This is a genomic window from Actinocorallia sp. B10E7 (genome assembly GCF_039871655.1).
Lineage (GTDB): Bacteria > Actinomycetota > Actinomycetes > Streptosporangiales > Streptosporangiaceae > Actinocorallia.
The window spans coordinates 1-25,123 of sequence record NZ_JBDPLZ010000015.1 but is presented as its reverse complement, the minus strand read 5'-3'; the positions used below and the strand labels follow the sequence as shown (position 1 = coordinate 25,123).

General features: G+C 69.6%; 26 protein-coding genes and 1 pseudogene. 16 read left to right on the top strand and 11 right to left on the bottom strand.

From position 1 onward, the window contains the following. The first annotated feature begins 147 nt into the window (after positions 1 to 147). The 5 genes from ABGB12_RS32535 to ABGB12_RS32515 all read left to right on the top strand — a co-directional run bounded on the left by ABGB12_RS32535 (position 148) and on the right by ABGB12_RS32515 (position 5,083). Positions 148 to 1,233, top strand: a complete 1,086-nt coding sequence (locus ABGB12_RS32535) for a substrate-binding domain-containing protein (RefSeq protein WP_347683950.1) — start codon at positions 148 to 150, stop codon at positions 1,231 to 1,233. Positions 1,234 to 1,295: 62 nt separating this feature from the next. Continuing rightward, positions 1,296 to 2,105: an ATP-binding cassette domain-containing protein gene (locus tag ABGB12_RS32530; RefSeq protein WP_347683948.1), complete on the top strand. Its 810-nt coding sequence runs from the start codon at positions 1,296 to 1,298 to the stop codon at positions 2,103 to 2,105. Then, positions 2,102 to 3,349 (top strand): ABC transporter permease, encoded by a 1,248-nt coding sequence (locus ABGB12_RS32525; protein WP_347683946.1) that lies wholly within the window; start codon positions 2,102 to 2,104, stop codon positions 3,347 to 3,349. The genes ABGB12_RS32530 and ABGB12_RS32525 overlap by 4 nt, the downstream gene beginning before the upstream one ends. Positions 3,350 to 3,363: 14 nt before the next feature. Further along, positions 3,364 to 4,572, top strand: a complete 1,209-nt coding sequence (locus tag ABGB12_RS32520) for an ROK family transcriptional regulator (protein WP_347683944.1) — start codon at positions 3,364 to 3,366, stop codon at positions 4,570 to 4,572. A gap of 70 nt (positions 4,573 to 4,642) precedes the next feature. Next, positions 4,643 to 5,083 (top strand): HNH endonuclease, encoded by a 441-nt coding sequence (locus ABGB12_RS32515; RefSeq protein WP_347683942.1) that lies wholly within the window; start codon positions 4,643 to 4,645, stop codon positions 5,081 to 5,083. 47 nt (positions 5,084 to 5,130) lie between these two features. On the opposite strand, the gene ABGB12_RS32510 is transcribed toward ABGB12_RS32515, so the two are convergent. After that, the gene (locus tag ABGB12_RS32510; protein WP_347683940.1) at positions 5,131 to 5,925 is read right to left on the bottom strand and encodes a class II aldolase/adducin family protein; all 795 of its coding nucleotides are present in this window, start codon (positions 5,923 to 5,925) and stop codon (positions 5,131 to 5,133) included. A gap of 129 nt (positions 5,926 to 6,054) precedes the next feature. Between ABGB12_RS32510 and ABGB12_RS32505 the strand changes: the two genes are divergently transcribed. After that, positions 6,055 to 7,110, top strand: a complete 1,056-nt coding sequence (locus ABGB12_RS32505; RefSeq protein ID WP_347683938.1) for a helix-turn-helix domain-containing protein — start codon at positions 6,055 to 6,057, stop codon at positions 7,108 to 7,110. Next, a complete protein-coding gene (locus tag ABGB12_RS32500; RefSeq protein ID WP_347683937.1) occupies positions 7,107 to 7,979 on the top strand; it encodes an LLM class flavin-dependent oxidoreductase in 873 nt (290 codons plus the stop codon). The genes ABGB12_RS32505 and ABGB12_RS32500 overlap by 4 nt, the downstream gene beginning before the upstream one ends. Here the strand turns inward: ABGB12_RS32500 and ABGB12_RS32495 are convergent. The 4 genes from ABGB12_RS32495 to ABGB12_RS32480 all read right to left on the bottom strand — a co-directional run bounded on the left by ABGB12_RS32495 (position 7,976) and on the right by ABGB12_RS32480 (position 10,792). Beyond that, positions 7,976 to 8,353 carry a VOC family protein gene (locus ABGB12_RS32495; RefSeq protein ID WP_347683935.1) on the bottom strand — a complete coding sequence of 126 codons (378 nt, stop codon included), beginning with the start codon at positions 8,351 to 8,353 and terminating at the stop codon, positions 7,976 to 7,978. The genes ABGB12_RS32500 and ABGB12_RS32495 overlap by 4 nt on opposite strands. A gap of 59 nt (positions 8,354 to 8,412) precedes the next feature. After that, positions 8,413 to 9,123, bottom strand: a complete 711-nt coding sequence (locus tag ABGB12_RS32490; protein WP_347683933.1) for a hypothetical protein — start codon at positions 9,121 to 9,123, stop codon at positions 8,413 to 8,415. A 23-nt stretch (positions 9,124 to 9,146) separates the two neighbouring features. After that, a complete protein-coding gene (locus ABGB12_RS32485; RefSeq protein WP_347683931.1) occupies positions 9,147 to 10,553 on the bottom strand; it encodes an aldehyde dehydrogenase family protein in 1,407 nt (468 codons plus the stop codon). 80 nt (positions 10,554 to 10,633) lie between these two features. Next, positions 10,634 to 10,792 (bottom strand): hypothetical protein, encoded by a 159-nt coding sequence (locus ABGB12_RS32480; RefSeq protein WP_347683929.1) that lies wholly within the window; start codon positions 10,790 to 10,792, stop codon positions 10,634 to 10,636. Between the two features lie 183 nt (positions 10,793 to 10,975). Between ABGB12_RS32480 and ABGB12_RS32475 the strand changes: the two genes are divergently transcribed. The 4 genes from ABGB12_RS32475 to ABGB12_RS32460 all read left to right on the top strand — a co-directional run bounded on the left by ABGB12_RS32475 (position 10,976) and on the right by ABGB12_RS32460 (position 12,519). Continuing rightward, the gene (locus ABGB12_RS32475) at positions 10,976 to 11,119 is read left to right on the top strand and encodes a hypothetical protein (RefSeq protein ID WP_347683927.1); all 144 of its coding nucleotides are present in this window, start codon (positions 10,976 to 10,978) and stop codon (positions 11,117 to 11,119) included. A gap of 160 nt (positions 11,120 to 11,279) precedes the next feature. Beyond that, entirely contained in the window at positions 11,280 to 11,681 is a 402-nt protein-coding gene (locus tag ABGB12_RS32470) for an MscL family protein (RefSeq protein WP_347683925.1), read from the top strand. Between the two features lie 16 nt (positions 11,682 to 11,697). Beyond that, positions 11,698 to 11,910 (top strand): DUF3099 domain-containing protein, encoded by a 213-nt coding sequence (locus tag ABGB12_RS32465; protein WP_347683923.1) that lies wholly within the window; start codon positions 11,698 to 11,700, stop codon positions 11,908 to 11,910. Positions 11,911 to 12,045: 135 nt separating this feature from the next. After that, positions 12,046 to 12,519, top strand: coding sequence for a hypothetical protein (locus tag ABGB12_RS32460; RefSeq protein WP_347683921.1), 474 nt, complete (start codon positions 12,046 to 12,048; stop codon positions 12,517 to 12,519). Positions 12,520 to 12,522: 3 nt separating this feature from the next. Here ABGB12_RS32460 and ABGB12_RS32455 read toward each other — a convergent pair whose 3' ends face one another. The 4 genes from ABGB12_RS32455 to aceA form a co-directional block, all read right to left on the bottom strand. Beyond that, on the bottom strand, positions 12,523 to 13,479 hold the full coding sequence (locus ABGB12_RS32455) for an ATP-binding cassette domain-containing protein (protein ID WP_347683919.1): 957 nt from the start codon (positions 13,477 to 13,479) through the stop codon (positions 12,523 to 12,525). 5 nt (positions 13,480 to 13,484) lie between these two features. Further along, on the bottom strand, positions 13,485 to 14,288 hold the full coding sequence (locus ABGB12_RS32450) for an ABC-2 family transporter protein (protein ID WP_347683917.1): 804 nt from the start codon (positions 14,286 to 14,288) through the stop codon (positions 13,485 to 13,487). Next, positions 14,281 to 15,066 (bottom strand): ABC-2 family transporter protein, encoded by a 786-nt coding sequence (locus ABGB12_RS32445; protein ID WP_347683915.1) that lies wholly within the window; start codon positions 15,064 to 15,066, stop codon positions 14,281 to 14,283. Before ABGB12_RS32445 ends, ABGB12_RS32450 begins: the two co-directional genes overlap by 8 nt. 147 nt (positions 15,067 to 15,213) lie before the next feature. Then, positions 15,214 to 16,500, bottom strand: coding sequence for an isocitrate lyase (aceA, locus tag ABGB12_RS32440; protein ID WP_347683913.1), 1,287 nt, complete (start codon positions 16,498 to 16,500; stop codon positions 15,214 to 15,216). 153 nt (positions 16,501 to 16,653) lie between these two features. On the opposite strand from aceA, the gene ABGB12_RS32435 reads away from it, so the two are divergent. From ABGB12_RS32435 to ABGB12_RS32415, 5 genes are all read left to right on the top strand, one after another. Beyond that, on the top strand, positions 16,654 to 18,090 hold the full coding sequence (locus ABGB12_RS32435) for a helix-turn-helix domain-containing protein (protein ID WP_347683911.1): 1,437 nt from the start codon (positions 16,654 to 16,656) through the stop codon (positions 18,088 to 18,090). Positions 18,091 to 18,122: 32 nt separating this feature from the next. Further along, positions 18,123 to 19,091, top strand: coding sequence for a glucosyl-3-phosphoglycerate synthase (locus tag ABGB12_RS32430; protein ID WP_347683909.1), 969 nt, complete (start codon positions 18,123 to 18,125; stop codon positions 19,089 to 19,091). Positions 19,092 to 19,869: 778 nt separating this feature from the next. After that, positions 19,870 to 20,835, top strand: a complete 966-nt coding sequence (locus ABGB12_RS32425; RefSeq protein ID WP_347683907.1) for a glucosyl-3-phosphoglycerate synthase — start codon at positions 19,870 to 19,872, stop codon at positions 20,833 to 20,835. Between the two features lie 262 nt (positions 20,836 to 21,097). Continuing rightward, positions 21,098 to 22,324 carry an acyl-CoA dehydrogenase family protein gene (locus tag ABGB12_RS32420; RefSeq protein ID WP_347683905.1) on the top strand — a complete coding sequence of 409 codons (1,227 nt, stop codon included), beginning with the start codon at positions 21,098 to 21,100 and terminating at the stop codon, positions 22,322 to 22,324. A 149-nt stretch (positions 22,325 to 22,473) separates the two neighbouring features. After that, a complete protein-coding gene (locus ABGB12_RS32415) occupies positions 22,474 to 24,141 on the top strand; it encodes a protein kinase (protein WP_347683903.1) in 1,668 nt (555 codons plus the stop codon). Between the two features lie 144 nt (positions 24,142 to 24,285). Here ABGB12_RS32415 and ABGB12_RS32410 read toward each other — a convergent pair whose 3' ends face one another. Both ABGB12_RS32410 and ABGB12_RS32405 read right to left on the bottom strand, forming a co-directional pair. After that, the gene (locus ABGB12_RS32410) at positions 24,286 to 24,810 is read right to left on the bottom strand and encodes a hypothetical protein (protein WP_347683901.1); all 525 of its coding nucleotides are present in this window, start codon (positions 24,808 to 24,810) and stop codon (positions 24,286 to 24,288) included. Between the two features lie 48 nt (positions 24,811 to 24,858). Beyond that, positions 24,859 to 25,123, bottom strand: a pseudogene (locus ABGB12_RS32405) (IS3 family transposase); the annotation flags it as partial.

Below are 25,123 nucleotides of genomic sequence, written 5' to 3'. Positions count from 1 at the left end.
TATCTGAGGCAACAAATTAGGGGAGGCCAGCCGTTGTGTCTCAGGTCACGCTGACATAAGTTGCAGCAAACAACATTCAGACGATCCCCCCCCCACCCCCCCGCCGCCGTCCCTCCGGCGGCAGTCTCCCGAAAGGACCCACGCAACATGCGCAAAGGGATCCTCACGCTGACCACCTGCACCGCCCTCCTCGCCTCCACCGTCGCCGCGTGCGGCGACGAGACCGAGACCGCCGCCCCCGAGAAGAAGGGCCGGATCGGGGTGATCCTGCCCGACAGCAAGTCCTCCGCCCGCTGGGAGAACGCCGACCGCAAGTACCTCAAGGAGGCGTTCGACGCCGTGGGCATCGAGTCCGACATCCAGAACGCGCAGGGGGACAAGACCTCCTTCCAGACCATCGCCGACCAGATGATCACGAACGGGGCCACCGTCCTGCTCATCGTGAACCTCGACAGCGGAACCGGTAAGGCCGTCATCGCCAAGGCCAGGTCCCGGGGCGTGGCCGTCATCGACTACGACCGGCTCACCCTCGGCGGAGGCGCGGAATACTACGTCTCCTTCGACAACGTCAAGGTCGGCACCCTGCAGGGCGAGGGCCTGGTCAAGTGCCTGACCGACAAGGGCGCGCAGAAGCCGATCGTCGCGGAGCTGAACGGCTCGCCGACCGACAACAACGCCACCCTGTTCAAGAACGGCTACGACGGCGTGCTGAAGCCCAAGTACGACGCGGGCGAGTACGTGAAGGGCCCGGACCAGTCGGTGCCCGACTGGGACAACACCAAGGCCGGGACCATCTTCGAGCAGATGCTCACCGGCCAGCCGAAGATCGCGGGCGTGCTCGCCGCCAACGACGGCCTGGGCAACGCCGCCATCGCGGTGCTGAAGAAGCAGAAGCTCAACGGGCAAGTGCCCGTCACCGGCCAGGACGCCACCGTCCAGGGCCTGCAGAACATCCTCGCGGGCGACCAGTGCATGACCGTCTACAAGGCCATCAAGAAGGAGGCGGACGCCGCCGCCGAGCTCGCCGTCGCGCTGGCGACGGGCGAGAAGGGCGAGACCAACGGCACGGTCAAGGACCCCGAGACCGGCGCCGAGGTGCCCTCCGTGCTGCTCGAGCCCCAGGCGATCTTCAAGGAGAACGTCAAGGACGTCGTCGCCGACGGCTACGTCACCAAGGCGGAGCTGTGCACCGGCGACTTCGCACAGAAGTGCGCCGAAGCGGGCATCCAGTAGGACCATCCCCCGTGCCCCGGCCGCCTTCCCCGGCGGCCGGGGCCACCCCCTTGAGGAGACCCATGACCGCGTCCGCGCCCCCGGATCCGCGCACCCCGGTGATCGAACTGCGTGGCCTCGACAAGAGCTTCGGCCCCGTGCAGGTGCTGCACGACGTCGCCTTCTCCGCCTACCCGGGGGAGGTGACGGCCCTCGTCGGGGACAACGGCGCGGGCAAGTCCACCCTGGTGAAGTGCGTCGGCGGCATCCACCCGATAGATGCCGGCGAGTACCTCTTCGAAGGCGCGCCCGTGCAGGTGAACAGCCCGCGCGACGCCGCCGCGCTGGGCGTCGAGATCGTCTACCAGGACCTGGCCCTGTGCGACAACCTCGACATCGTCCAGAACATGTTCCTCGGCCGGGAGAAGCGGAACGGGCTCGTCCTGGACGAGTACACGATGGAGGAACTGGCCGCCAAGACGCTGGCCGGGCTGTCCGTCCGCACCGTCAAGTCCGTCCGCCAGCAGGTGTCGAGCCTGTCGGGCGGGCAGCGGCAGACCGTCGCGATCGCCAAGGCCGTGTTGTGGAACAGCAAGGTCGTCATCCTGGACGAGCCGACCGCGGCCCTGGGCGTGGCGCAGACCCAGCAGGTGCTGGAGCTGGTGCGGCGCCTGGCCGACAAGGGGCTGGCGGTCGTCCTCATCTCGCACAACATGAACGACGTCTTCGCGGTGTCCGACCGGATCGCCGCCCTCTACCTGGGCCGGACGGCGGCCCAGGTCCGGACCTGCGACGTGACGCACGCGCAGGTCGTCGAACTGATCACCTCCGGCCGCAGCGGGGACCTCGGTCTCACCGGCGCGAACGGCAACGGGAACGGAGCGCGGGCATGAGCGCCGTCGTCCACGAGCGGAAGCCCGAAGCGGGCTCCGCCGGCACGCTGTCGGGCCTGACCGGCGGCTACCTCGCCAGGATCAGGGGCGGGGACATGGGCGCGCTGCCCGCCGTCACCGCGCTGGTCGTCCTGTGCCTGTTCTTCTGGGCGGCGCAGCCGACCTTCATGACCCAGGGCAACTTCGCCAACCTCCTCACCCAGGGCGGTGCGGGCATCGTCATCGCGATGGGCCTGGTGTTCGTGCTGCTGCTCGGCGAGATCGACCTGTCGGCCGGCTTCACCAGCGGGGTCTGCGCCGCGGTGCTGGCGGTCGCCCTCACCCGGCAGGACTGGCCCTGGTACGCGGCGATCGGGGTCTCCCTGGCCGTCGGCGTGCTCATCGGCCTGACCCTGGGCGTGGTCGTGGTGCGGATCGGCATCCCGTCGTTCGTGGTGACGCTCGCGGCGTTCCTGGCGCTGCAGGGCGTTGCCCTGAAGATCATGGACAACGGGACCAACATCTCCATCCATGACAAGACGGTGCTGGCGATCGCCAACGACAACGTCCCGGTCCTCCTCGGCTGGGCGCTGTGCGCCGTCGCGGTGCTCGGCTACGCCGCCGTGCTGCTGCTGCGGTACCGCGGCAGGGCGGCGCGCGGGCTGGCGCCCGAGAGCATGGCGGTGCTCGGGCTGAAGGTCGCCGGGCTGGCGCTGCTGCTGGGCGCGGCGGTGTTCGTCCTCAGCCTGGAGCGCAGCTACAACCCGGCGTTCCACTCGCTCAAGGGCATGCCGATCGTGGTCCCGCTCATCGCGGTGCTGCTGGTGCTGTGGACGTTCGTGCTCAACCGGACGTCCTTCGGGCGGCACGTCTACGCCGTCGGCGGCAGCCAGGAGGCGGCCCGGCGCGCGGGCATCGACGTCGACCGCATCCGCGTCACCGCGTTCGTGCTGTGCTCGGCGATGGCCGCGGTCGGCGGGCTCATCGCCGCCTCCCGCGCCAACTCCGTCGACCCCAACACCGGCGGCAGCGACGTGCTGCTCAAGGCGGTCGGCGCGGCGGTCATCGGCGGCACCAGCCTGTTCGGCGGGCGCGGCAGGATGCTCGACGCGGTCCTGGGAGGCATGGTCATCGCGGTGATCGACAACGGCATGGGCCTCATGGGTTACAGCGCGGGGACCAAGTTCATCGTGACAGGATTGGTCCTGCTTCTGGCGGCCGGCGTGGACGCCCTGTCGCGTAAACGCGCGCTGCCGGGAAGATAGAAAGGACCCCGCCCGTGAAAGCCGCGCCCTCGCCCGAGGAGATCCGTCGGCACAATCTGGGCACCCTGCTCCGCCACGTGCACCTGTCGGGCCCGGCCTCGCGCGCGGAACTGGCCGAGCGGATGGGGTTGAACCGCAGCACCATCATGGCGCTGACCTCCGACCTCACCGCCGCGGGGCTGGTGAGCGAGGAGCTGCCGCGGACGACGGGCAGGGCCGGGCGGCCCTCCCTGGTGGTGCGCCCGGAGTCCGACCGGGTCTACGTCCTGGCCCTGGACGTGGGAGCCGACCGGCTGACCGTCGCCAGGGTCGGGCTGGGCGGGGTGGTCCTGGACCGGCGGAACGCTCCACGGCCGCCCGACCCGTTCGATCCCGAGGAGGTCGTCTCGGTGCTGGCGGACCTGGCCCGCGGGCTCGTGCGCAGAGCCCGCCCCGACACGGTGTGCGTGGGGATCGGGGTGGCCTTCTCCGGCATCGTCCGGCAGGAGGACGGCGTCGTGCGGTTCAGCCCCAACCTCGGCTGGAAGGACGTGCCCTTCGGCGCGGAACTGGGCCGCCGGCTGGGGCTGGGCCTGCGCGTCTCGGTCGGCAACGACGCCAACCTCGGGGCGCTGGCCGAGCGGGAACGCGGCGCGGGCGTGGGCCTGGACGACCTCATCTACCTGCACGGCGACGTCGGCATCGGCGGCGGCGTCATCGTCGGCGGCAGGCTGCTGGGCGGCGAGGGCGGCTACGGCGGCGAGGTCGGCCACATGGTCGTCAACCCCGGCGGGCGGCTCTGCGGCTGCGGCTCCCGCGGCTGCCTGGAGGCCGAGGCCGGGGAACTCGCGCTGATCGCCGCGGCGGGCCGGGACGGCCTGACCGGGCGGGAGGCGGTCGCCGCGATCGTGGACGCCGCCGACCGCGGCGACGTCACGGCCAGGGACGCCCTGCACCGGGTGGGCGGCTGGCTCGGCTACGGGGTGGCCAACCTGGTGAACATCTTCAACCCCGCCATGGTCGTCTTCGGCGGGGTGCTGCGGGAGATCTACCTGGGCTCCGCCGCCCAGATCCGCAGCAGGCTGGCCCTGTCCGGGCTGGGGGCGGCCCGGGAGCGGGTCAGGCTGCGCACCTCGGAGCTGGGGGACGAGGCGACCCTCATGGGGGCCGCGGAGCTCGCCTTCGCCGACGTGTTCGCCGCCCCCCTGGAGACCCTCGCCCGGGGCAAAAACCCGTTGCCCTGACCCCCTGCCGGTCGGCACTCTGCTTCAGGGCTTCCCCGAAGGGGAATCCGACAGGAAGGGGGTGCAGGCGATGGCGGGCGTGCTCGTGCTCAACGCCTCGTATGAGCCTTTACAGCGCGTGGATCTGAGGCACGCGATCCGGATGCTGGTGCGCGGTGTGGCGGTCATCGAGGAGGCCGTGGACGGCCGGAGCTTCGGGGTGTTCCCCGAGCCGAAGGTCCTGCGGCTGGTCCGGTATGTCACGCTGAGGTGGCGGCACTCGCGGCGGCCCGGCTGGAGCAAGGCCGGGGTGCGCAAGCGGGACCGGGGCCGGTGCGGCTACTGCGGCAGGCCGGGAGACACCATCGACCACATCGTCCCGGTGTCCCGGGGCGGGGCGTCGAGCTGGGAGAACACCGTTCTGGCCTGCACCCGCTGCAACCACCGCAAGGCCGACTCGCTGCTCCAGGAGTGCGGGATGCGCCTGGCGTTCACCCCGTACGTCCCCACCTGGGACCAGCTGATGGTGTGAGGCACGGGGATCCCCGGCGGGGGACCCCGTGCCCGGCGCGCCGGAGCTCAGTCGAACAGGTCGGGCTGCTCCCGGATGACCTGGTCGGCGATGGGCTGGTAGTTCACCCACGCCACCAGGTCGTTGCCGAGCTGGCCGCGGGTGAGGACGGCGTTGTCGTGCTCGATCGGCACGGGGGTGCCGGCGGCCTGGGCCAGGAGCTGGACCTGGCAGGAGCGCTCCATGGTGACGAACCACCAGGCGGCGGCGTCGACGCTGTCGCCGACGGTCAGCAGGCCGTGGTTGCGCAGGATGACGGCCTTGTGGCCGCCGAGGGCGGCGGCGATGCGCTTGCCCTCCTCCAGGTCGGTGACGACCCCGGTGTAGTCGTCGAACAGGCCGTGGTCCTCGTAGAAGGCGCAGGCGTCCTGGGTGATGGGCGCGAGCTTCTGGCCGAGGGCCGACAGGGCCCGCCCGTGGGTGGAGTGGCTGTGCGCGGCGGCGATCACATCGGGCCGGGCCTGGTGGAGCTGGGAGTGGATCGCGAAGGCCGCCTCGTTGACCGGGTAGCGGCCCTGGACGACCTGCCCGGCGTGGTTGACCAGGATGAGGTCGCTGACCTTGATGTGCTTGAAGGACATCCCGAACGGGTTCACCCAGAAGTGGTCGGTGTGCTCGGGGTCGCGGGCGGTGATGTGCCCGGCCACGCCCTCCTCGAACCCGAACTTGCCGAAGACCCGCAGGGCGACGGCCAGCCGCTCCTTGCGGTGCCGCCGTTCCTCCTCGAGGGTCTCGAAGGTGGGCGGGAACCGGTAGATCAGGTCCGTCGCCAGCTTGTTCAGGAACTCCTCTTCCTGCGACATCTCCTGGGCTCCTTTGTCCTGGGGCGTCAAACTATGGTGCTACTGAAGCCTATGCAGGGCTGCTTGGCTAGGCCCCGGGTGTCCAACCGGGGACCGGCCGGTTGTCGGTACCGGACAAAGGAGCCTCCCGTGGAACGTCTTCTGGGGCTGCTGGGGGAGGACGGCCCCGACCCGGTGGTGGTCGAGGCCGCGGTCCGGGCCGCCAGGGCCCGCTCGCCGCTGGTCGCCGCGCTGCCCGAGGGCGAGGTGCGGCGGCATGTGAGGGCGATCGTCGAGGCGGCGCTCACCGCCCTGGCGGCGGGCGATCCGGAGCTGACGGACCTGCGTGCGGCCGAGGAGCTGGGCGCGGCCAGGGCCCGGCAGGGCGTCCCGGTGGCGGCGCTGCTGGACGGCTTCCAGGCCGGCCGCTCCCTTCTCGTGCGGACGGTCGTGGACCGCGGCAGGCGCAGGGGGGTCCCGGCGGACGAACTGCTGGAGGCCGTCACCCGGATCGACGTCGTCGCCACCGCGCTGGAGCACCGGATGGTGCACGCCCACCGGATCGCCGAGCTGGAGCTGGCCGGGACCGCCCGCGACATCCAGGTCCAGCGGCTGCGCCGGCTGCTGCACGGCGAGCTGGCGGATGAGCGGCCCCGGCGGGTGGTCGTCACCGACGTCAGCGACCCGGCCGAGGCCCGGCGGCTGGAGCCCGCGCTGGGCGGCCCCTCCGGGCTGGTGGGCCTGGTCGACGGGCGGCTGGTCGCGCTGGTCTCCGCGGTTCCGGAGCTGCCGGAACTGCGCGGGGTGGTCTCCCCGCTGGTGCCGCCCGAGCGGATCCCGGGGATGTACCGGCTGTGCGGGCGCGCCCTGCGGCCGGGGGAGCCGGGCCTGCGGCCGCTGACGGAACTCGCCCTGCTCACCGCGCTGTCGGCCGAACCGGAGCTGGGCGGCCTGCTGGCCGGGGAGCTGCTGCCGGGCCTGGACGCGGCCGACCCCTTCCACCGGGCGCTGGCGGAGACGGCCCTGGCCTTCCTCGACCACGCGGGCCGGATCGAGCCCGCGGCGGCGGACCTGCACGTCCACCCCAACACGGTGAAGTACCGGCTGCGCCGCTTCCAGCAGCTCACCGGAGGGCGGCTGGACCGGCTGAGCGTGCCCGAGTCCACGCATAGGTGGTGGGCTTTGCGGACTTTCCTGGCACGATGAGGCTCATGAACGTGGGCGTGGTGATGTGGCCGATCTCCCCCTGGCCGCAGATGGGGCGGCTGTGGCAGCGGGCGGAGGAGCTGGGCTTCCACACGGGCTGGATCTACGACCATCTGGCCTGGCGTGGGCACACCCCCTGGGACGACGCCTACACCTCCCTGGCCGCCGCGGCGGCCCTGACGTCGACGATGCGGCTGGGCACGCTGGTCACGTCGCCGAACTTCCGCCATCCCGTCCCCACCGCGCAGGCGGTGAAGACCCTCGACCGGATCAGCGGCGGCCGGATCACCCTGGGCGTCGGCGCGGGAGGCACGTCCCACGGCTCCGACGGCGACGTGCTCGGCGCGGAGTGGACGCCCAGGCAGCGCGCCGACAGGTTCGCCGAATGGGTGACCCTCCTCGACGCCCTACTCACCGGCACCGACGTCTCCTCGGACGGCGAGCACTGGTCGGCCCGCGGGGTCACGGTGTCCCCGGGCCTGGTCCAGCTGCCCCGTCCGCCGTTCCTCATCGCGGGGGAGGGCCCCCGCGGCATGCGCCTGGCGGCCAGGCTCGGCCAGGGCTGGATCGCCAATCCCCAGAGCCCCGACGCCCCCGCCCTGCCGCGGTTGAAGGAGAGCCTCGCCCGGTTCGAGGAGATCTGCCACGCGGAGGGCCGCGACCCGGCGTCCGTGCCCAAGCTCCTGCTCACCGGTTTCACCTCCGACCCCTGGCTCTCCTCGGTGGCGGCCTTCGAGGACCTGCACGGCGAGTACGCCGAGGCCGGCATCACCGACCTGGCCGTGCACTGGCCCCGCCCGGACTCCGCCTGGGACGCCGACATGGAGGTCTTCGAGGCGGTCGCCGACTTCTGCCGGAACCTCCGCTAACTTCCGGCGGCCTGGGCGTAGGGGTCGTAGGTGGTGAACGTCCAGCGGTGGCCGGCCGGGTCCAGGGCGCTGTAGTCACGCGAGCCGTACGGGGTGTCGTGGAGCTCTTCGACGATGCGGGCGCCGGCCTCCACCGCCCGGTCGTAGTGGGCCTCGAGGTCGTCGACCCGGACGCACAGCCACATCGCGGCGGGGTCGACGGCGCTGGTCGGCATGATGATGCCGCCGTCCAAGGCGAGTTCGGCGTGCTGGATGACGCCGGCGGAGTCCTCGATCTGGGCGTGGGAGGTGAACCCGAAGGCGTCGCACAGGAAGGTGAGGGCACCGCGCAGATCCCGGTAGGGCACGATCGGGTAGATCGAGGGCCTGCTCATGGACCGGCCTCCTTTCGTTCACCCGCGAGGGTAGGGGACGCCGATCTCTTCGTCCCGGATTACTCGAAAATCTGTCCGCACACGATGAGTCGGCTGAGTTCACGCCAGGTGATATCGGGCATTTCCCGGACGGGTGAGTGGTCGGGCGCACCGGGACGCGGCACCCTGGCGCCGTCGTCGCGGTGCCAGCCGCCGAAGGATCCGGCGACCGCGCACTCGGCGTAGGCGGCGGGGTCGAAGTTGCGCCAGAGCGCGGGGGTGGGACGGGCTCCGGAGCCCGTCGGGCGGGGCGCCTGGACGCCCTGCCCGGACCGCGAGGAGGGATGGGTGACGAAGTCCTCCAGGTCGGCGATCTGGGCGAGCAGCACCCGCTCCCAGTCGGAGTAGGTCGCCGGGTCGCCGGCCAGGCTGAGGTCCTTGCCGCTCCAGGCGGGGTCGAAGGGCGGCGGGGGAGTGCTGCCCGCGGCGGCGAACAGCGCGCCGACCTCGTCGGGGGTGAGCGAGGAGCGCCCGCGCAGCCCCGCGCTGACCTTCCACAACGAGCGCAGGAAGGCCGAGAGCGACCAGGACGCCGCTCGGGCGTCCCGGCCGGTCTTCAGGACGTGCAGGTACAGGTCGCGGTTGGTGACGAGCTCCGGTGCGTCGGGCCCGTCGACCAGGTAGTGCTGCTGCTGCGCGGCGGCACTCTCGAGCGTCAGCGTCTGGGCGAGCGCGGAGATCCGCGTCGGATGGCCGGCGATCTTCACCCTGCCACCGTCATCCTGCAACATAACGTCCCACATAGGGACAGAACTTACCCCTTGGCCTGGTGCCGCACCTGCACCTCGGTGAACCCCTCGACACCCCAGTGCCCGTTCTCGGTGCCCACACCGCTCCACTTGAAGCCGCCGAAGGGCTGGCCCGGGCTCAGCGCCAGGTGGGTGTTGACCCAGACGGAACCGCACTCCAGCTCGTCGGCCACCGCGGCGGCGCGCTCGGCGTCGCCGCCCCAGACTGAGCCGCCCAGGCCGAAAAGGGTGCCGTTGGCCCGCTCGATCGCCTCGTCCACCGAGCGGTACTTCACGATCGGAAGGGCGGGGCCGAACTGCTCCTCGTCCACGATGCGGAAGCCGTCCTCGACGCCGGCCAGGATGGTCGGCTCGTGGAAGTAGCCCGGGCCGTCGACGGCCTTGCCGCCGGCGACCGCCCGCGCGCCCCGGGAGACGGCGTCGGAGACCAGCTCCGAGACCCGCTCCAGCTGCGGCCGGTTGTTCAGCGGGCCGAGCTGCACGCCCTCCTCCAGGCCGTTGCCGACCTTGGCGGAGCGGGCGATGTCGGCGATGGCGTCGACGAGGTCGTCGTGCAGGGACTCGGGCACGTAGACGCGCTTGATGGCCGAGCAGATCTGGCCGTTGTTCTGGAACGCCGAGCCGTACAGCTTCGGCGCGACCGCGGCGATGTCAGCGTCGTCCAGGACGATCGCGGGGTCGTTGCCGCCCAGTTCCAGGGTGACGCGCTTGAGGTCGTCGGCCGCCGCGGCGGCGACCCGCTTGCCGGTGGCCACGCTGCCGGTGAAGCTGATCTTGCGGGGGACGGGGTGGGAGGTCATGTGCGCGCCGAGAGGGTCGCGCCCGCTGACCACGTTCAGCACGCCCGCGGGCAGCACCTCCTGCAGCAGCCGTCCGGCCGCCAGCGTGGTGACCGGGGTGTAGGGGGAGGGCTTGAGCACCATCGTGTTGCCCGCCAGCAGCGCCGGGGCGATCTTCCAGCAGGCCAGGAGCCACGGGAAGTTCCACGGGGTGATGGCCGCGACCACGCCCATGGGCCTGCGCACGACCTCGACGAACGCGTTGTCGTCGTCCTGGAGCACCTCGCGCGGCATCTGCAGGTCGGCGAAGTGCTTCAGCCACCAGCCGGAGCCCATGATCTCGATCATGGCCTCCTGCAGCGGCTTGCCCTGCTCGCTGGTGAGGATCGGGGCCAGCTCGCCGGCCTTGGCCATGAGCAGGTCGCCGGCCGCGTGGAGCGCCTGGCGGCGGGCCGCCTCGTCGCGCTTCCAGGTCTTGTAGGCCTGCTGGGCGGCGTCGAACGCGGCGTCGAGCTGCTCGACGGAGGCGTCCGGAACCTGGGCGTAGACCTCGCCGGTGGCGGGGTTGAGGACGTCGAACGTCTCCTTGGCGTCGACGCTCTCGCCGCCGATCGTCATACCGTATTCGCTCATGCGCGCCCTTCTCTCGGATTACCGAATGGGATTCTAGTCTGCTTGGTCGGCCGGTCGAAGGGAAGTCCGGGGCGCCGGGTTTATTCGGCGGGCCCGGCCGGGTCGGGGGACTCCGGCGGATCGGGAGGAAAGGCGAGCGGATAGTCGTCCCGGAACTCGGGGCCGTCCTCACCGAGCCAGCACACGTCCCTGACGAACTCCCCGGCCTCGAACTCCGGTTCCTGTGCTTCTGGTGTCATCGGCGCACTCCGTCCTGTCCGTCGTGTGAACAAGGTAACCGGGAGGAGACAACCGTGGTGAGCTGGGCGGAAAGTATTTGCCCCGGAGACGGTCGATCCGGCAAGGTGTCATCGGACGGGGGAACCGTCCTCTTCGCCCGGGGTCGCTCCGGGCGAGGGCGAACCGCCAGGAAGGGGGCAGGTATGACCGCACACGAGCGGCAGGACGCGGTGCGTCCCGTGCCCGCCGACACCCCGCCCGCGCCGTCCCGTCCGGCGGAGTGGGTCCTGCTCACCGCCCGGCGGCCCGTCGACGCCCACCACGACCGCGAAGGCGCCGACGGCTGACCGCCGGCCCGGGGCGTCCCGCGAGGAACCTGCACCGATCTGGCATTCCGGGCGTTTCTGGCCTGGGAGGATACCGGGATCGCACGGCGCCGCCCGATCGGGCGGCGCCGGAGAACAGAGGCTCTGAAAGGCAGGGCCCGCCCGGTGTCTGGAGGATGGTGTGGAAGGGCTCAAGAAGTTCCTCTTCCGAGGGAACCTTGTGCAGCTGGCGGTCGCCGTGGTGGTCGGCGCGCAGTTCAGCGCGCTGGTGACCCAGTTCGTGAAGTCGTTCATCGACCCGCTGCTGGCGCTGGTGGGCGGTAACCCGAACCTGAGCCACCTCAAGTTCACGATTGGAGAGGGCAAGTTCCTCTACGGGGATTTCCTCTCGGTGGCCCTGACGTTTTTGATCTCGTCCCTCGTCGTCTACTTCGTGCTGGTGGCTCCGATGGCGAAGCTCATCTCCTACCTCGACCGGGACCAGGCCGCCACCGAGAAGGACTGCCCGCACTGCCTGAGCCAGATCCCGATCAAGGCGAGCCGTTGCGCCCACTGCACCCAGGAGGTGCCGGTCGGCGTCTGAGGCATAGCGTGAAGGGGTGGAGCCCAGGAAGCGCCGCTACCTGATCATGATGGGCACGTGCCTGACCCTGTACGTGCTGGCCGGAGCGGTGGTGCGCTTCTGGTCGACGCCGCTGGCGGTCGCCATGGCCGTGGTGGCCTCGGTGATCCCTCCGGTCGCGGTGATCCTGGCCAACCGGCCGGGAGACGAGGACGGAGCGGAGGGCCGGGGCCACGACGACCTCGGATGAAAGTCTGAAACGTCAGGTTCGTCGATAAAAAGCAGTGAATGTAGAGGAACCCATAGCCTTGTGGTGATCGACCTGTTATGAAATGGCGACGGTGCGCGCGATCTTCGGCACCTCGGACAGGGACGGTGATTCTCCTTGCGGCACGCCTTCGGGTTTCTGCTCGGCCTCATACTCACTCCGGCGCTCGCCTACGGCATGGGCTGGGGGTTCGCCCGCTCCCGGGACTCGGTCAACGCGATGGACCTGACGATCACCGACCGAACCCAGTTCTACGGCGCCTACGCGACGATGGCCGCGGTGGGCCTGCTCATCGGGATCCTGGTGATCGCCCGGTGGATCTCGCCGTTCGTCTCGATGCTCCCGGCGCTGGGCCTGCTGAGCTGGAGCGGCTGGTACCTCGCCGACCCCGTCAAGGCCGCCGACCTGGTGGACAGGTTCCCGCCCGCCGGGGAGATCGACACCGCGCTGCAAGTCCTGCTCTCCAGCGGGCTGCTGGCGCTCGTCGGGTTCGTGCTGTTCGTCCCGACCTGGGCACCCTACCGCTGGCCCCACCCGCAGGACGTCATCGAGGAGCACTACGACTACCGGCCGCCCCGCTCGCGGAGGTGACCGCTACGCCTCCACGGGCGGCCTCCGGTACAGCCGGGTGACGACGTCCTCGATATCGGGTTCGCGCAGCGCGATGTCCCGCACCTCGTGGGCGCCGGCGACCTCGGCCACCGCGGAGGCGGCGCTGACGTCAGCGGGGACGGCCAGCCACACCCGGGGACCGTCCCGGCGGATCAGCCGGGTCCCCCGCGGCGGGGTGAGCGGTCCGGGGGAGGCCAGGTCGACGATCAGGACCCGGTCGGCCGAGGCGGTGGCGCGCAGTTCATCCAGAGCCCCGTCGAACGTCAGCCGCCCGTGGTCGATCACCATCACCCGGCGGCAGAGCCGTTCGATGTCGCCCAGGTCATGGGTGGTGAGGAGGATGGTGGTGCCCTCCTCGGCGTTGATCCCGGCGAGGAACTCCCGGACGGCCGCCTTGCTGACCACGTCCAGCCCGATCGTGGGCTCGTCCAGGACCAGCAGTTCGGGGGAGTGCAGCAGGGCGGCGGTCAGATCGCCGCGCATCCGCTGGCCCAGGCTGAGCTGGCGGACCGGGGTCCGCAGGAACGGGGCCAGCTCCAGCAGCTCGGTCAGCTCGTCCAGCCTGGAGGTGAACCGCCTGTGATCTACTTTGTAAAGGTGCCGGATCAGTGTGAAACTGTCGCGCAGCGGCAGATCCCACCACAGGGTGGTCCGCTGGCCGAACACCACGCCGATCCGGCGGGCCAGCTCCGTCCGCCTGCGGGACGGGTCGAGCCCGGCCACCCGGATCTCGCCGCTCGAGGCGGTCAGGATCCCCGTCAGCATCTTGATCGTCGTCGACTTCCCCGCCCCGTTCGGGCCGAGATAACCGACGAACTCCCCCCGCTGCACCTCGAAGGTCATCTCGGACACGGCCGTGACCAGCGAACGGGTCCGGCGCAGCGGTCCGGCCTTGCGGTACACCGGGAAGGTCTTGGTCACCCGGGACAGTCGGATCATCGCCGTCAACTCCCCGTCGATCGGTAGTGGCGAAGCCCCGTCCGCCAGGCCAGCGCGGCGACGAGGCACAGCAGCGCGGTCAGCACGGGGCCGAGGAACCGGACGAAGACCGGCAGCCCGAGCGGGTCCGGCTTCCCCAGGATGTACAGGGACGGCTGCCAGTTCACGAAGGCCAGCGGCACCGCGAACGTCACCGCCCGGACGAAGTCCCTGCCGTACAGAGACATCGGGTACTGGGTCATGAACACCCCGCCCCAGGTGACGGCCTTGGTCGCCTCGTGCCCGTGCACCAGCACGAACTGGGCGGAGGCGCTCAGCACCCACAGGGCGGAGAACAGCACCGCCCCGTTGGCGATCATCAGGACGGTCAGCGCCACGTCGGCCGGGCTCAGCGACAGCCGGGACATGCTCCAAGCCAGCACCGCCCCGGCCGGGACGATCCGGCCCGCCTTGCGCGGTGTGAAGTCCTCGGTCGCCAGCTGAACCAGCGGGCTCACCGGCCGGATCAGCATCGTGTCGAGGGTGCCCGCCTTGATGTGCCGGCCGAGCCGGTCGGCCGCGCCGATCGCCAGGTCGCTGATCGCGAACGAGAGCTGGGCGGCCCCGTACAGGAAGCCCGCCTCGGCCGGGCCGAACCCGCCGAGGACCGGGACGTGGGTGAAGATGACGATGATCCCCAGCAGGTCCAGCGAGGTGCTGAACATCGCTCCGACCGTCATCATCGTCAGCCCCATCGGATACTGCGCGGCGGCGCGGGTCCACGTCCGGGCGAGCAGCAGCCACGTTCTGACCACGGAGGCCTCAGCCACCCTGGATCACCAGCTTCCGGTGGGCGGCCCGGGTGAGGAGCCGGCCGGCGAGGATCAGGGCCAGCGCCCAGGCCGCCTGGAACCCGTAGGCGCCCAGCAGTTCCCAGCCCTGCCGCTTGCCCAGGTAGACGTCCGCCGGGATCTGGACGAGCGCCGACCAGGGAAGCGCGTTCGCGACCGTGCCGAGCGGCCCGGGGAAGGCCACCAGCGGCAGGATCATTCCGGAGAAGAACAGCGAGCAGACCATCATCACCGCCTCCACGCCGCGCGAGTCGTGGATCCAGAACACCGCGAGCGCCACCAGGTAGCGCAGCGCGAAGCTGACGGCGACGGCGAGTAGGAGCGCCGGCAGGAACGCAGCCCAGCGGCCGGGGGAGGGGATCAGGATCCCGAACGCCAGCCAGCCCGCGGCCATCGGCACGAATCCCCGGGCCAGCAGGGTGAAGGAGGCCCTGCCGAGGTCGTCGGCCAGCCACCACAGCTGGAGGTCGGCGGGCCGGTGCAGGTCGATGGAGACGTCTCCGGTGCGCACCCGCTCGGTCAGGTCCATCCCGCCGAAGATCTGGACGGGGCCGATGAGCGCCTGGGTGAGGAAGGAGAAGGTGATCGCGTCGAGGACGGTGTAGTCGCCGAGCCCCGGCCTGCTCTGCCACAGGGCGATCAGGACGTAGGCCCGCAGGAACCCGAACATCGTGTTGGAGACGGCCTCGCCGAGCGCGGCCAGCCGGTAGGTGGAGTGGCGTCGGAACGAGAACCAGTAGACCAGTGCGTAAGCCATGGACCTCCCGCCCGCGAGACGGCAAGATCACCCAGCTTAGGCGAAAGACCCTCCCGGCCGCAGTGGCCGGGAGGGTCTTTCTCAAGGGGACCGCACGGTGTGAGGGGGGTCACCGCGCCGATCGGTTCTCAGTGGAGCAGACCGTTCCTAGTGGAACTGCTCGTCCTCGGTGGAGCCCTTGTAGGCGGTGGTCGAGGAGTTCGGGTTGATCGCGGTGGAGACGGCGTCGAAGTAGCCGGTGCCGACCTCGCGCTGGTGCTTGGTGGCGGTGTAGCCGCGGGCCTCGCTGGCGAACTCGCGCTCCTGCAGGTCGACGTAGGCGGTCATGCCCTCGCGGGCGTAGCCGTAGGCCAGGTCGAACATGGAGTAGTTCAGGGCGTGGAAGCCGGCCAGCGTGATGAACTGGAACTTGAAGCCCATGTGGCCGAGCTCGCGCTGGAACTTGGCGATGGTCGCGTCGTCCAGGTGCTTCTTCCAATTGAAGGAAGGCGAGCAGTTGTAGGCCAGCATCTGGTCCGGGTACTCGGCCTTGACGGCCTCGGCGAACTTGCGGGCCAGCTCCAGGTCCGGGGTGCCGGTCTCCATCCAGATGAGGTCGGAGTACGGCGCGTAGGCCAGGGCGCGGGCGATGCAGGGCTCGACGCCGTTGCGGACCCGGTAGAAGCCCTCGGCGGTGCGCTCACCGGTGATGAACGGGCGGTCGCGCTCGTCCACGTCGGTGGTGATGAGGGTCGCGGCCTCGGCGTCGGTCCGCGCGATCACCAGGGTCGGGACGTTGGAGACGTCGGCCGCGAGGCGGGCGGCGTTCAGGGTCTTGATGTGCTGGCCGGTCGGGATGAGGACCTTGCCGCCCAGGTGGCCGCACTTCTTCTCGGAGGCCAGCTGGTCCTCCCAGTGCACGCCCGCGGCGCCGGCCTCGATCATGCCCTTCATCAGCTCGTAGGCGTTGAGCACGCCGCCGAAGCCGGCCTCGGCGTCCGCGACGATCGGCGCGAGCCAGTGCGGAGCGTCCTCCTGGCCTTCGGACCAGGTGATCTGGTCGGCGCGGATCAGCGCGTTGTTGATGCGCTTGACCACGGCCGGGACCGAGTTGGCCGGGTAGATCGACTGGTCGGGGTAGGTCTGGCCCGCGAGGTTGGCGTCACCGGCGACCTGCCAGCCGGACAGGTAGATGGCCTTGAGGCCGGCCTTGACCTGCTGGACGGCCTGGTTGCCGGTCAGCGCGCCGAGGGCGTGGACGTAGTCCTCGGTGTTCACCAGGTTCCACAGGCGCTCGGCGCCGAGGCGGGCCAGGGTGTGCTCCACCTGGACCGAGCCGCGCAGCTTGATGACATCCTCGGCCGTGTAGGTCCGCTCGATGCCCTTCCAGCGCGGGTTGGTGTTCCACTCGTTCTGCAGCGCTTCGGCTGCGCCCTTGAGGCGACCCTCAGTCATTGTCTTGCTCCCTCGTTATGTCGTCCCCTGGGTGCTTGCCTATGAGTCTGCATCTCTTGACGTCAAGGTTCTACCAGGGAGTAACAGAAACTTCTGCTGTTTTTGCGCTACTATCAACCCGTGGCGACCTTGCGAAGTGAAGAACCGCTGAACTTGTCGAGTGGTGTAGACCTTTCCGTCTTCGGCCAGCGCCTTCGGCATCTTCGGCGTCAACGTGGTCTTACCCTCTCTGAGCTGGGAGAACGTGTCGGCAGGGCACCCTCGCAGCTCTCCCTGCTGGAGAACGGCAAACGAGAACCGAAGCTTTCACTGCTGCAGTCCCTGGCGAACGCCCTCGCGGTGCCCGTCGAGGAACTTCTGCAAAGAGAGGCGCCCTCGCGGCGCGCGCAACTGGAGATCGCCCTGGAAGAGGCCCAGCGCGACCCGATCTACCGGACCCTCGGGCTGCCCTACCTGAAGGCCTCCAAACGGCTGCCCAACGACGTCCTCGAACACCTGCTCGGGCTCTACGACGAGCTCAAGCGCTCCCGGACCAAGCCCACCGCCTCCCCGGAGGAGGCCCGCCTCGCCAACGCCGAGCTGCGGCGCAAGATGCACGACCGGGGCAACCACTTCGGCGAGATCGAGCAGGTGGCCCGCAAGACCCTCGACAACGTCGGCTACAAGGCCGGCGCGCTGTCCCAGGGCATGCTCATGGCGCTGGTGAACCACTTCGGCTACACCCTGCGCTACGTCCAGGACCTGCCCCGCTCCGTCCGGTCGATCACCGACCAGCGCAACCGCCGGATCTACCTGGAGCGCGAGCAGCTCGGCATGCACACGCCCCGCACGATCCTGCTGCAGACCCTCGGCCACATCGCGCTGGGCCACTCGGTGCCCCGCGACTTCGCCGACTTCCTGCGCCAGCGGGTGGAGGCCAACTACTTCGCGGCGGCGACGCTGATCCCCGAGGCCGCGGTCGTGCCCTACCTGCGCGAGGCCAAGGCCAACCGGGAACTGTCGGTGGAGGACCTCGCGGACGTCTTCTCCGTCTCCTACGAGATGGCCGCGCACCGCTTCACCAACATCGCGACCCACCACCTCGACCTGCGCTGCCACTTCTCCAAGAACGACGAGAGCGGCACGATCTACAAGGCGTACGCCAACGACGGGCTCGTCTTCCCCGCCGACGAGGACGGCGCGATCGAGGGCCAGCGGATGTGCCGGCAGTGGGCCGGGCGCCGGGTGTTCAACAGCAACGACCGCTTCTCGGTCTTCTACCAGTACACCGACACCCCCAAGGGCACGTACTGGTGCCTGTCGCACATCGACCCCAGCCACGAGCGGGACTTCGCGATCACGCTGGGCGTGCGGTTCGAGGACTCCCGATGGTTCCGGGGCCGGGAGACCGCCAACCGGGTGAAGTCGGCCTGCCCCGACGGCGACTGCTGCCAGCTGCCCCCGGCCGAGCTCGCCGCCCGCTGGGAGGGCCAGTCCTGGCCGTCGGCGCGGGCGCATTCGCATGTGCTCTCGGTCCTGCCGCCCGGCGCCTTCCCCGGCGTGGACGAAGCAGACGTCTACACCTTCCTGGACAAGCACAGCGCGGAGTAGCCGTAGTCTTCTTCAGGGAGAGGGAAGGTGCCGTGCTCGCTGAGGTCTCGGACTGGCTGCGCCGCCGGTCCAGCGCCGCCGCGGACTGGCCGGCCGAGACCCTCGCGTCGCTGAAGGGCGCGACGCGGGTGAGCGTCGTGCTGCCCGCGCGGAACGAGGAGAAGACGGTCGGGACGATCGTCTCGGCCGTCCGGCGGGAACTGGTCGAACGGATCCCGCTGGTCGACGAGATCGTCGTGATCGACTCCCGCTCCGCTGACGACACCGCGGCCGTGGCCGCCGCCGCGGGGGCCAAGGTCTTCGCCCAGGACTCGATCCTGCCGCGCCTGCCCTGCCTGTCCGGCAAGGGCGAGGCCTTGTGGAAGTCCCTGGCCGTCACCACCGGCGACCTCCTGGTCTTCATCGACGCCGACCTGGTGAACTTCTCCCCTTCTTTCGTGACGGGGCTGCTCGGACCGCTTCTGGCGCACCCGGACGTCGCCTATGTCAAGGGCTGCTACGACCGCCCCTACACCGGTGACGAGGAGAGCGCCTCCGCCGGCGGAGGCCGTGTCACCGAACTGGTGGCACGCCCCCTGATCAACATGCACTGGCCCCTGCTCGCCGGAATCGTCCAGCCGCTCGGCGGAGAGTACGCCGGACGCCGCTCCCTGCTGGAGCGCCTGCCCTTCGTCACCGGCTACGGCGTCGAACTGGCCCTGCTGGTGGACGCCCTGGAACTGGCCGGGCTGGACGGCATGGCGCAGGTCGACCTGGGGGTGCGCGAGCACACCCACCAGTCCACCGAGGCCCTGGCGGTGATGGCCTCCCAGATCATGCGGACCGCCTGGTCCCGGCTGGACCGCCAGGGGCTGATGATGCCCCTGTCGTCCCCCAGGGTGGAGCTCACCCAGTTCCACCGGGGCGGGTCGGGCCACGTGCCGGTCGTCCGGGACACCTCGCTGGGCGAGCGCCCTCCGATGTTCGGCGTCCCCGAGTACGCCCCGTCCTCCCGCCGCTGAGCGTCCTTCCGGCGGCCGAGTCCCGGGTGAGGGCCGGCCGTCCGCCGGGGAGTCCGGATTCCTGGTCCACGTCGCCTCCGACCTCTTCCTGACCGGAGTGCGCCTGGAACGGGGAAGAACTCGCGTCCAGACGGCCGAGAAGGATCTGTGGGCCCGGGGTCTGGACACCGAATCCCCGGAATTCGAGGCCGGAATCGATACGTTCGCGGGGTGGAGCACTATCTGATGCAGTTCCGGCTCGTCACCGACGCGAAGGGCTTCGCCGAGTGATCCCCCGCGTCGGCCGCCAGGTGGCGGGCCGGAAGGCTTCCCGCTGACCGCTTCGTTTTCTCCGGGAGGCGAGCGGTGCGGATCCCGCACCGCTCGTCCGCTTGCCGTTACGGGCCGGGGTCAGTCGTCGGTGTTCCTGGAGAAGTACCAGTAGGTGAGCGCGATCACCAGGGCCGCGACGGCTGCCAGAATGATGAGGATCATGGGCGGGGTCCTTGCGTGGAGATTCTTTCGAAGGGGATTCTCTCAAGAACCGGCGTTGATCGTGATGATTCGACGCCGTTTCACCGGTTTAGAGAGTCTCGTTACGATAAATCTCTCCAGATCGCTCCATGGCGCGCGTTATTTGACGCCATATGTCCCCCATGGACGGCTTGATCCCTTGGAATGTGCATGTGAACGGGGTGTTACGTCCGGTTAAGTTCCTGGGTCGGTATGCCCGCCTTCGTATAGGTAGGTGAATGATCGGGGATGTCCGCGATGTTCCTTTCTGGGAGAGGAGGGTGCTGTGCTCGCTGAAGCCGCGGACTGGCTCCGCAGCCGGTCCAGCTCCGCCGCGGACTGGCCGGCCGAGCTGCTGCTGGGACTGAAGGGCGCCACCCGGGTGAGCGTCGTGCTGCCCGCACGGGACGAACAGGACACCATCGGGGGCATCGTCTCGACGATCAGACGAGAACTGGTCGAACGCACGCCCCTGGTGGACGAGATCGTCGTGATCGACTCGCGCTCGGTGGACGAGACCGCGGCCGTCGCCGCCGCGGCGGGAGCGAAGGTGTTCGCCCAGGACGCGATCCTGCCGCGCCTGCCCTGCCTGTCGGGCAAGGGGGAGGCGCTGTGGAAATCCCTGGCGGTGACGTCCGGGGACATCGTGGTGTTCGTGGACGCCGACCTGGTGAACTTCTCGTCCTCCTTCGTGACGGGGCTGATGGGCCCGCTGCTGTCGTGCCCGGACGTTTCCTACGTGAAGGCCTGTTATGACCGCCCCTACAACGGCACGGAGGCGGCCTTCGCCGGAGGGGGCCGTGTCACCGAACTGGTGGCCCGCCCCCTGCTCAACCTGCACTGGCCGCAGCTCGCCGGAATCGTCCAGCCGCTGGGCGGCGAGTACGCCGGACGCCGTTCGCTGCTGGAACGCCTCCCGTTCATGACCGGTTACGGCGTCGAGATGGGCCTGCTCCTCGACGCGCTGGAAGTGGTGGGCCTGAACGGGCTGGCCCAGGTGGACCTGGGGGAGCGGGAGCACTCCCACCAGTCCACCGAGGCGCTGGCCGCCATGGCCTCCCAGATCCTGCAGACCGCCTGGTCCCGGATGGACCGCCATGGGCTGATGATGCCCCTGTCCTCCCCGTCGCCCCAGCTGACCCAGTTCCAGCGGAGCCCGTCCGGGTACGTCCCCGTCGATCGTGAGGCCGTCGTCGACGAGCGCCCCCCCATGATCGAGATCCCCGAGTACGCCCTGACCCTCCGCCCCTGAAGCCGTCCCCGTCGCGGCGGCCGGTGCGGTCCTGAGGCCGCCGGCCGCCGCGCGGCGTTGCCGAGCTGGAAGACCACTCAAGTAAGTGAGCGCTTTGCGGGTATCTGTTTGGGTATGCACAGTAGACCGGGTGGAGGGGCAAACTGTGATACTCCTCACGGCATCTGGATCACCCGCTCGAGGGGCTACTCTCCGGTAACCTCCTGGTGCTACCGTGGGTAACACGTTATTTGATGGAAATTCGGTAAGGGGTCTACACACCATGTCCGACGCAGCCAAGAGCTTCTCGCTGGAGCTCACGGAGGATCTTCGGGAAGCCCAGGCCTGGTGCCGCGAGTTCGCCCGGGACGTGATCCGGCCTGCGGCCGAGGAGTGGGACGAGCGGGAGGAGACCCCCTGGCCGATCATCCAGGAGGCCGCCAAGATCGGCCTGTACTCGCTTGACTTCTTCGCCACCCAGTCGCTGGAGGACACCGGCCTCGGCATCCCGGTCACCTTCGAGGAGCTGTACTGGGGTGACGCCGGCATCGCGCTGGCCATCACCGGCACCGGCCTGGCCGCCGCGTCCCTCGCCGCCACCGGCACCCCCGAGCAGATCGCCGAGTGGGCGCCGCAGATGTTCGGCACCGCCGACGACGTCAAGCTCGGCGCGTTCTGCGCCTCCGAGCCCGGCGCCGGCTCCGACGTCGGCTCGATCCGCTGCCGCGCCGTCTACGACGAGGCCAAGGACGAGTGGGTGCTCAACGGCACCAAGACCTGGGTGACCAACGGCGGCATCGCCAACGTCCACATCGTCGTCGCCTCGGTCCACCCCGACCTCGGCTCGCGCGGCCAGGCGTCGTTCATCATCCCGCCGAACACCCCGGGCTTCTCCCAGGGCCAGAAGTTCAAGAAGCACGGCATCCGCGCCTCGCACACCGCCGAGGTCATCCTCGACAACGTGCGCATCCCCGGCAGCCTGCTCATCGGCGGCAAGGAGCGGTTCGACGCACGCATCGCCCGCGTCCGCGAGGGCAAGAAGGCGGCCGGCCAGGCCGCGATGAAGACCTTCGAGACCACCCGCCCGACCGTGGGCGCGATGGCCCTCGGCGTCGCCCGCGCCGCCTACGACTACGCCCTCGAGTACTCCCGCGAGCGCGAGCAGTTCGGCCAGAAGATCGGCAACTTCCAGGCCATCGCCTTCAAGCTCGCCGACATGAAGATGCGCGTCGACGCCAGCCGCCTTCTCATCTGGCGCGCCTCGTGGATGGCCCGCCAGGGCAAGCCCTTCGAGAACGCCGAGGGCTCCATGGCCAAGCTCCACGCCTCCGAGACCGCCGTCCGCGTGACGGAGGAGGCCATCCAGATCCTCGGCGGCAACGGCTACACCCGCGAGTACCCGGTCGAGCGCATGCACCGCGACAGCAAGATCTTCACCATCTTCGAGGGCACCTCGGAGATCCAGCGCCTGGTGATCGGCCGCTCCGTGACGGGCCTCCCCGTCCGGTAGTCCTGACCAGCTGAAACGTGCCCCTGCCGCTCCCCCCACGGCAGGGGCACTCTTGTTCGCTGGTCTTAGGGGACGGGTTCTCAGCATGATCATCGCCTCTTGTCTGACATGATGCCTTCGGCTGATTCCAAAGGCGCGCGGAGGCAAGAGTGGCCGTTGGCCAAGTCCTCAACGACCGGTACCGCTTGGACTCGATGCTCGGACAGGGCGGCATGGGAGCCGTCTGGCTGGGCCTGGACATCCTCCTGGGCCGCCTCGTAGCGGTCAAAACCCTCCATGGTGAGACTCCCCGTGCCTCCGCCCGCTTCCTCCGCGAAGCCCGTACCCTGGCCGCCGTCCGATCCCCGGGCGTAGTCCGCGTCCTCGACTTCGGTACCGCCTCTGACGGCACCGTCTTCATGGTCATGGAATACGTGGCCGGCCTGACCCTCGCCGGCAAACTGGCCACCGGACCTCTGACAGAACCCGAAACCCTCACCCTGGTCGCCTCGATAGCCCGATCCCTCAGCGCCGTCCACGCCGCCGGCATCGTCCACCGGGACGTGAAGCCGGCCAACATCATGCTCAACCCCGACGGCACCGTCATCCTGGTCGACTTCGGCATCGCCGTGGCCCAGGACGGACCCAAGCTCACCCAGTCGGGCGCGCTCGTCGGCACCCCGTCCTATCTCGCGCCCGAACAGGCCAACGGCGGTCCCATCACTCCCGCCACGGACCTCTACGCCCTCGGCGTCGTGGCCTACGAATGCCTCACAGGCCGCCCTCCCTTCGACGGCCCGACCCCGATGGCCGTCGTCTCCAAGCACCTCACCGAAGAGCCGCCGCAACTCCCCTCGAGCTTTTCCGCGACCGCGGCCTCCCTGGTCGGGCGAGCCCTGGCCAAGGCCCCCGCCGACCGCTGGCCCGACGCCGTCTCCATGGCCCAAGCGGCCGACCAGGACTCCGCCACCCTTCCCTCCACGCAGCCGGCACCGTCCAAGCCTTCAGGGCGCAAGCGTCTGATGCTCATCGCGGGCGTCATGACCCTGGCCGCGGTCGCCGCCATCACCGTCTGGGTCCTCCCCGACGCGGACGGCAACCAGACATCTCAGCAGCCGCAGGCAGCTCCGATCTCGACCTCCACCTCCACAGCGACGGCCCCCGCCTCCGCCTCTACGACGACCACCGCCACCAGCGCGCCGCCGCCCGTACCCGACACGGCGGCCTGGTGGCAGTTCAACACCACCGATGCCCTCGCCCCCGACCTCGTGGGCAACGCGACGCTGGGGGCCGACGCCGAACGCGACGGCATCCTCACCCTGGACGGTCTTTCCGGCCACGTCACGGCCGAAGTCCCCGCCCTGGACCCCACAAAGGCCTTCACCATCGCCGTTTGGGCCCGCTTCTCCGGCTACGGAGACGCCCGGCGACGTGACATCACGCTCGCCAGCATCCCCGGCAAGAACAGCTCGGCCTTCTTCCTCCAGTACAAGTCCACCTGGGGAGCCAACGGCTGGCGCTTCACCATGCCCCGCGCCGACACGCCCGAGCCGCCGGTGGACGCTGTGGCCTCCACCATCGCGCCCAAACCGGGCCGCTGGTATTTCGTCGCCGGCGTCCACGATCCCGCCGCCAAGCGGATCAGCCTCTATGTCGACGGCAGGCTCCAAGCCGCCGCCCAACACGTCACGGCCTGGAAATCCACGAAGCCCCTTCATCTGGGCGCGCATCTGTGGGCGGGCCTGGAAGGCGGGCACTGGCCCGGCGCTCTGGACAAGGCCGCCGTCTACCGCCGCGCCCTGACCCCCGGCGAGATCAAGGCCCTCGGATCCTGGTGACCCAGGCGATCGACCGGCCGGTCTCTCTGTCGCAGCGCGGGACGACGGCGAACGGGAAGACCTCGGGAGCGTGGCGGGGAAAGGGCCGGGATCGGCCGAGTTCGAAGCGGGCCTCGCGGCCTCCTACTCGGTGGAAAGCCGAGTTCACCTAGGCCCGAGTGCCTCCGTTGAAAGTTCTCTGCCCGGCCCCTTGGGAAGGAAGGCCACGAAATTTTCTCCTCCATAGAGTGATTCGTAATGAATCTCGAGTTCGAGTTGATGCCTGATCAGGTTCCAGAAATCCATGTGCTGTTCAACATCGAACTCGTTCAGGTATAGGAGAAGTTCGTTGTAGCCCACCGCAAGGGTATGGCCGGGCAGGAACGTTCTAGCGCCGGGTACCGGCCGAAGCCGTTCGCGGAACGTATTTACTGTGGACTCATCCCAGGCCCCGAGGAGAACGCCGTCCAACTTCAGTATGGTTTGAGTGATGACGGCAGGGCCGATGCCGCAGTTGGTGAGTCCGATACCGGTTATACCACCTCGGCGTCGGATATGCGACAGTTGCAGGGCGGGTCTGATCGACTGTCTATTGTGTTGCCTCACTGCGTGAGATTCTTGCAGCGAGATCATCAGGGAGAGCACAGCGATCACGGTCGCGCAGACCGCTGTGATCGATTCGGCACTCATGGATACCTCTCGCACTTCTCGGCGGAACCTGTCAAACCGAATGAGACATCAGCTTGCTTGAGTGGTTTGTGGTGGTGTGTTGGTTCGGTGGGTGGTGGGTGGCTTGTTGATCCACGCGTTGGCCGGCAGCTCCGGCGGTCGGGGGCGGCGTCCGTGGAATCGTTCGGGGCGGGCGAGGAAGGCCTTGTTCAGCGTGGCTACCCGCGCGGTGTGGATCTTCGCTGCGGTTCCGTCGTGGACGGATGCGGGGGTGTGCATTCCGATGCCGGAATGGCGGTGTTCGTTGTTGTAGTAGTCGAAGAACTGGGCGCAA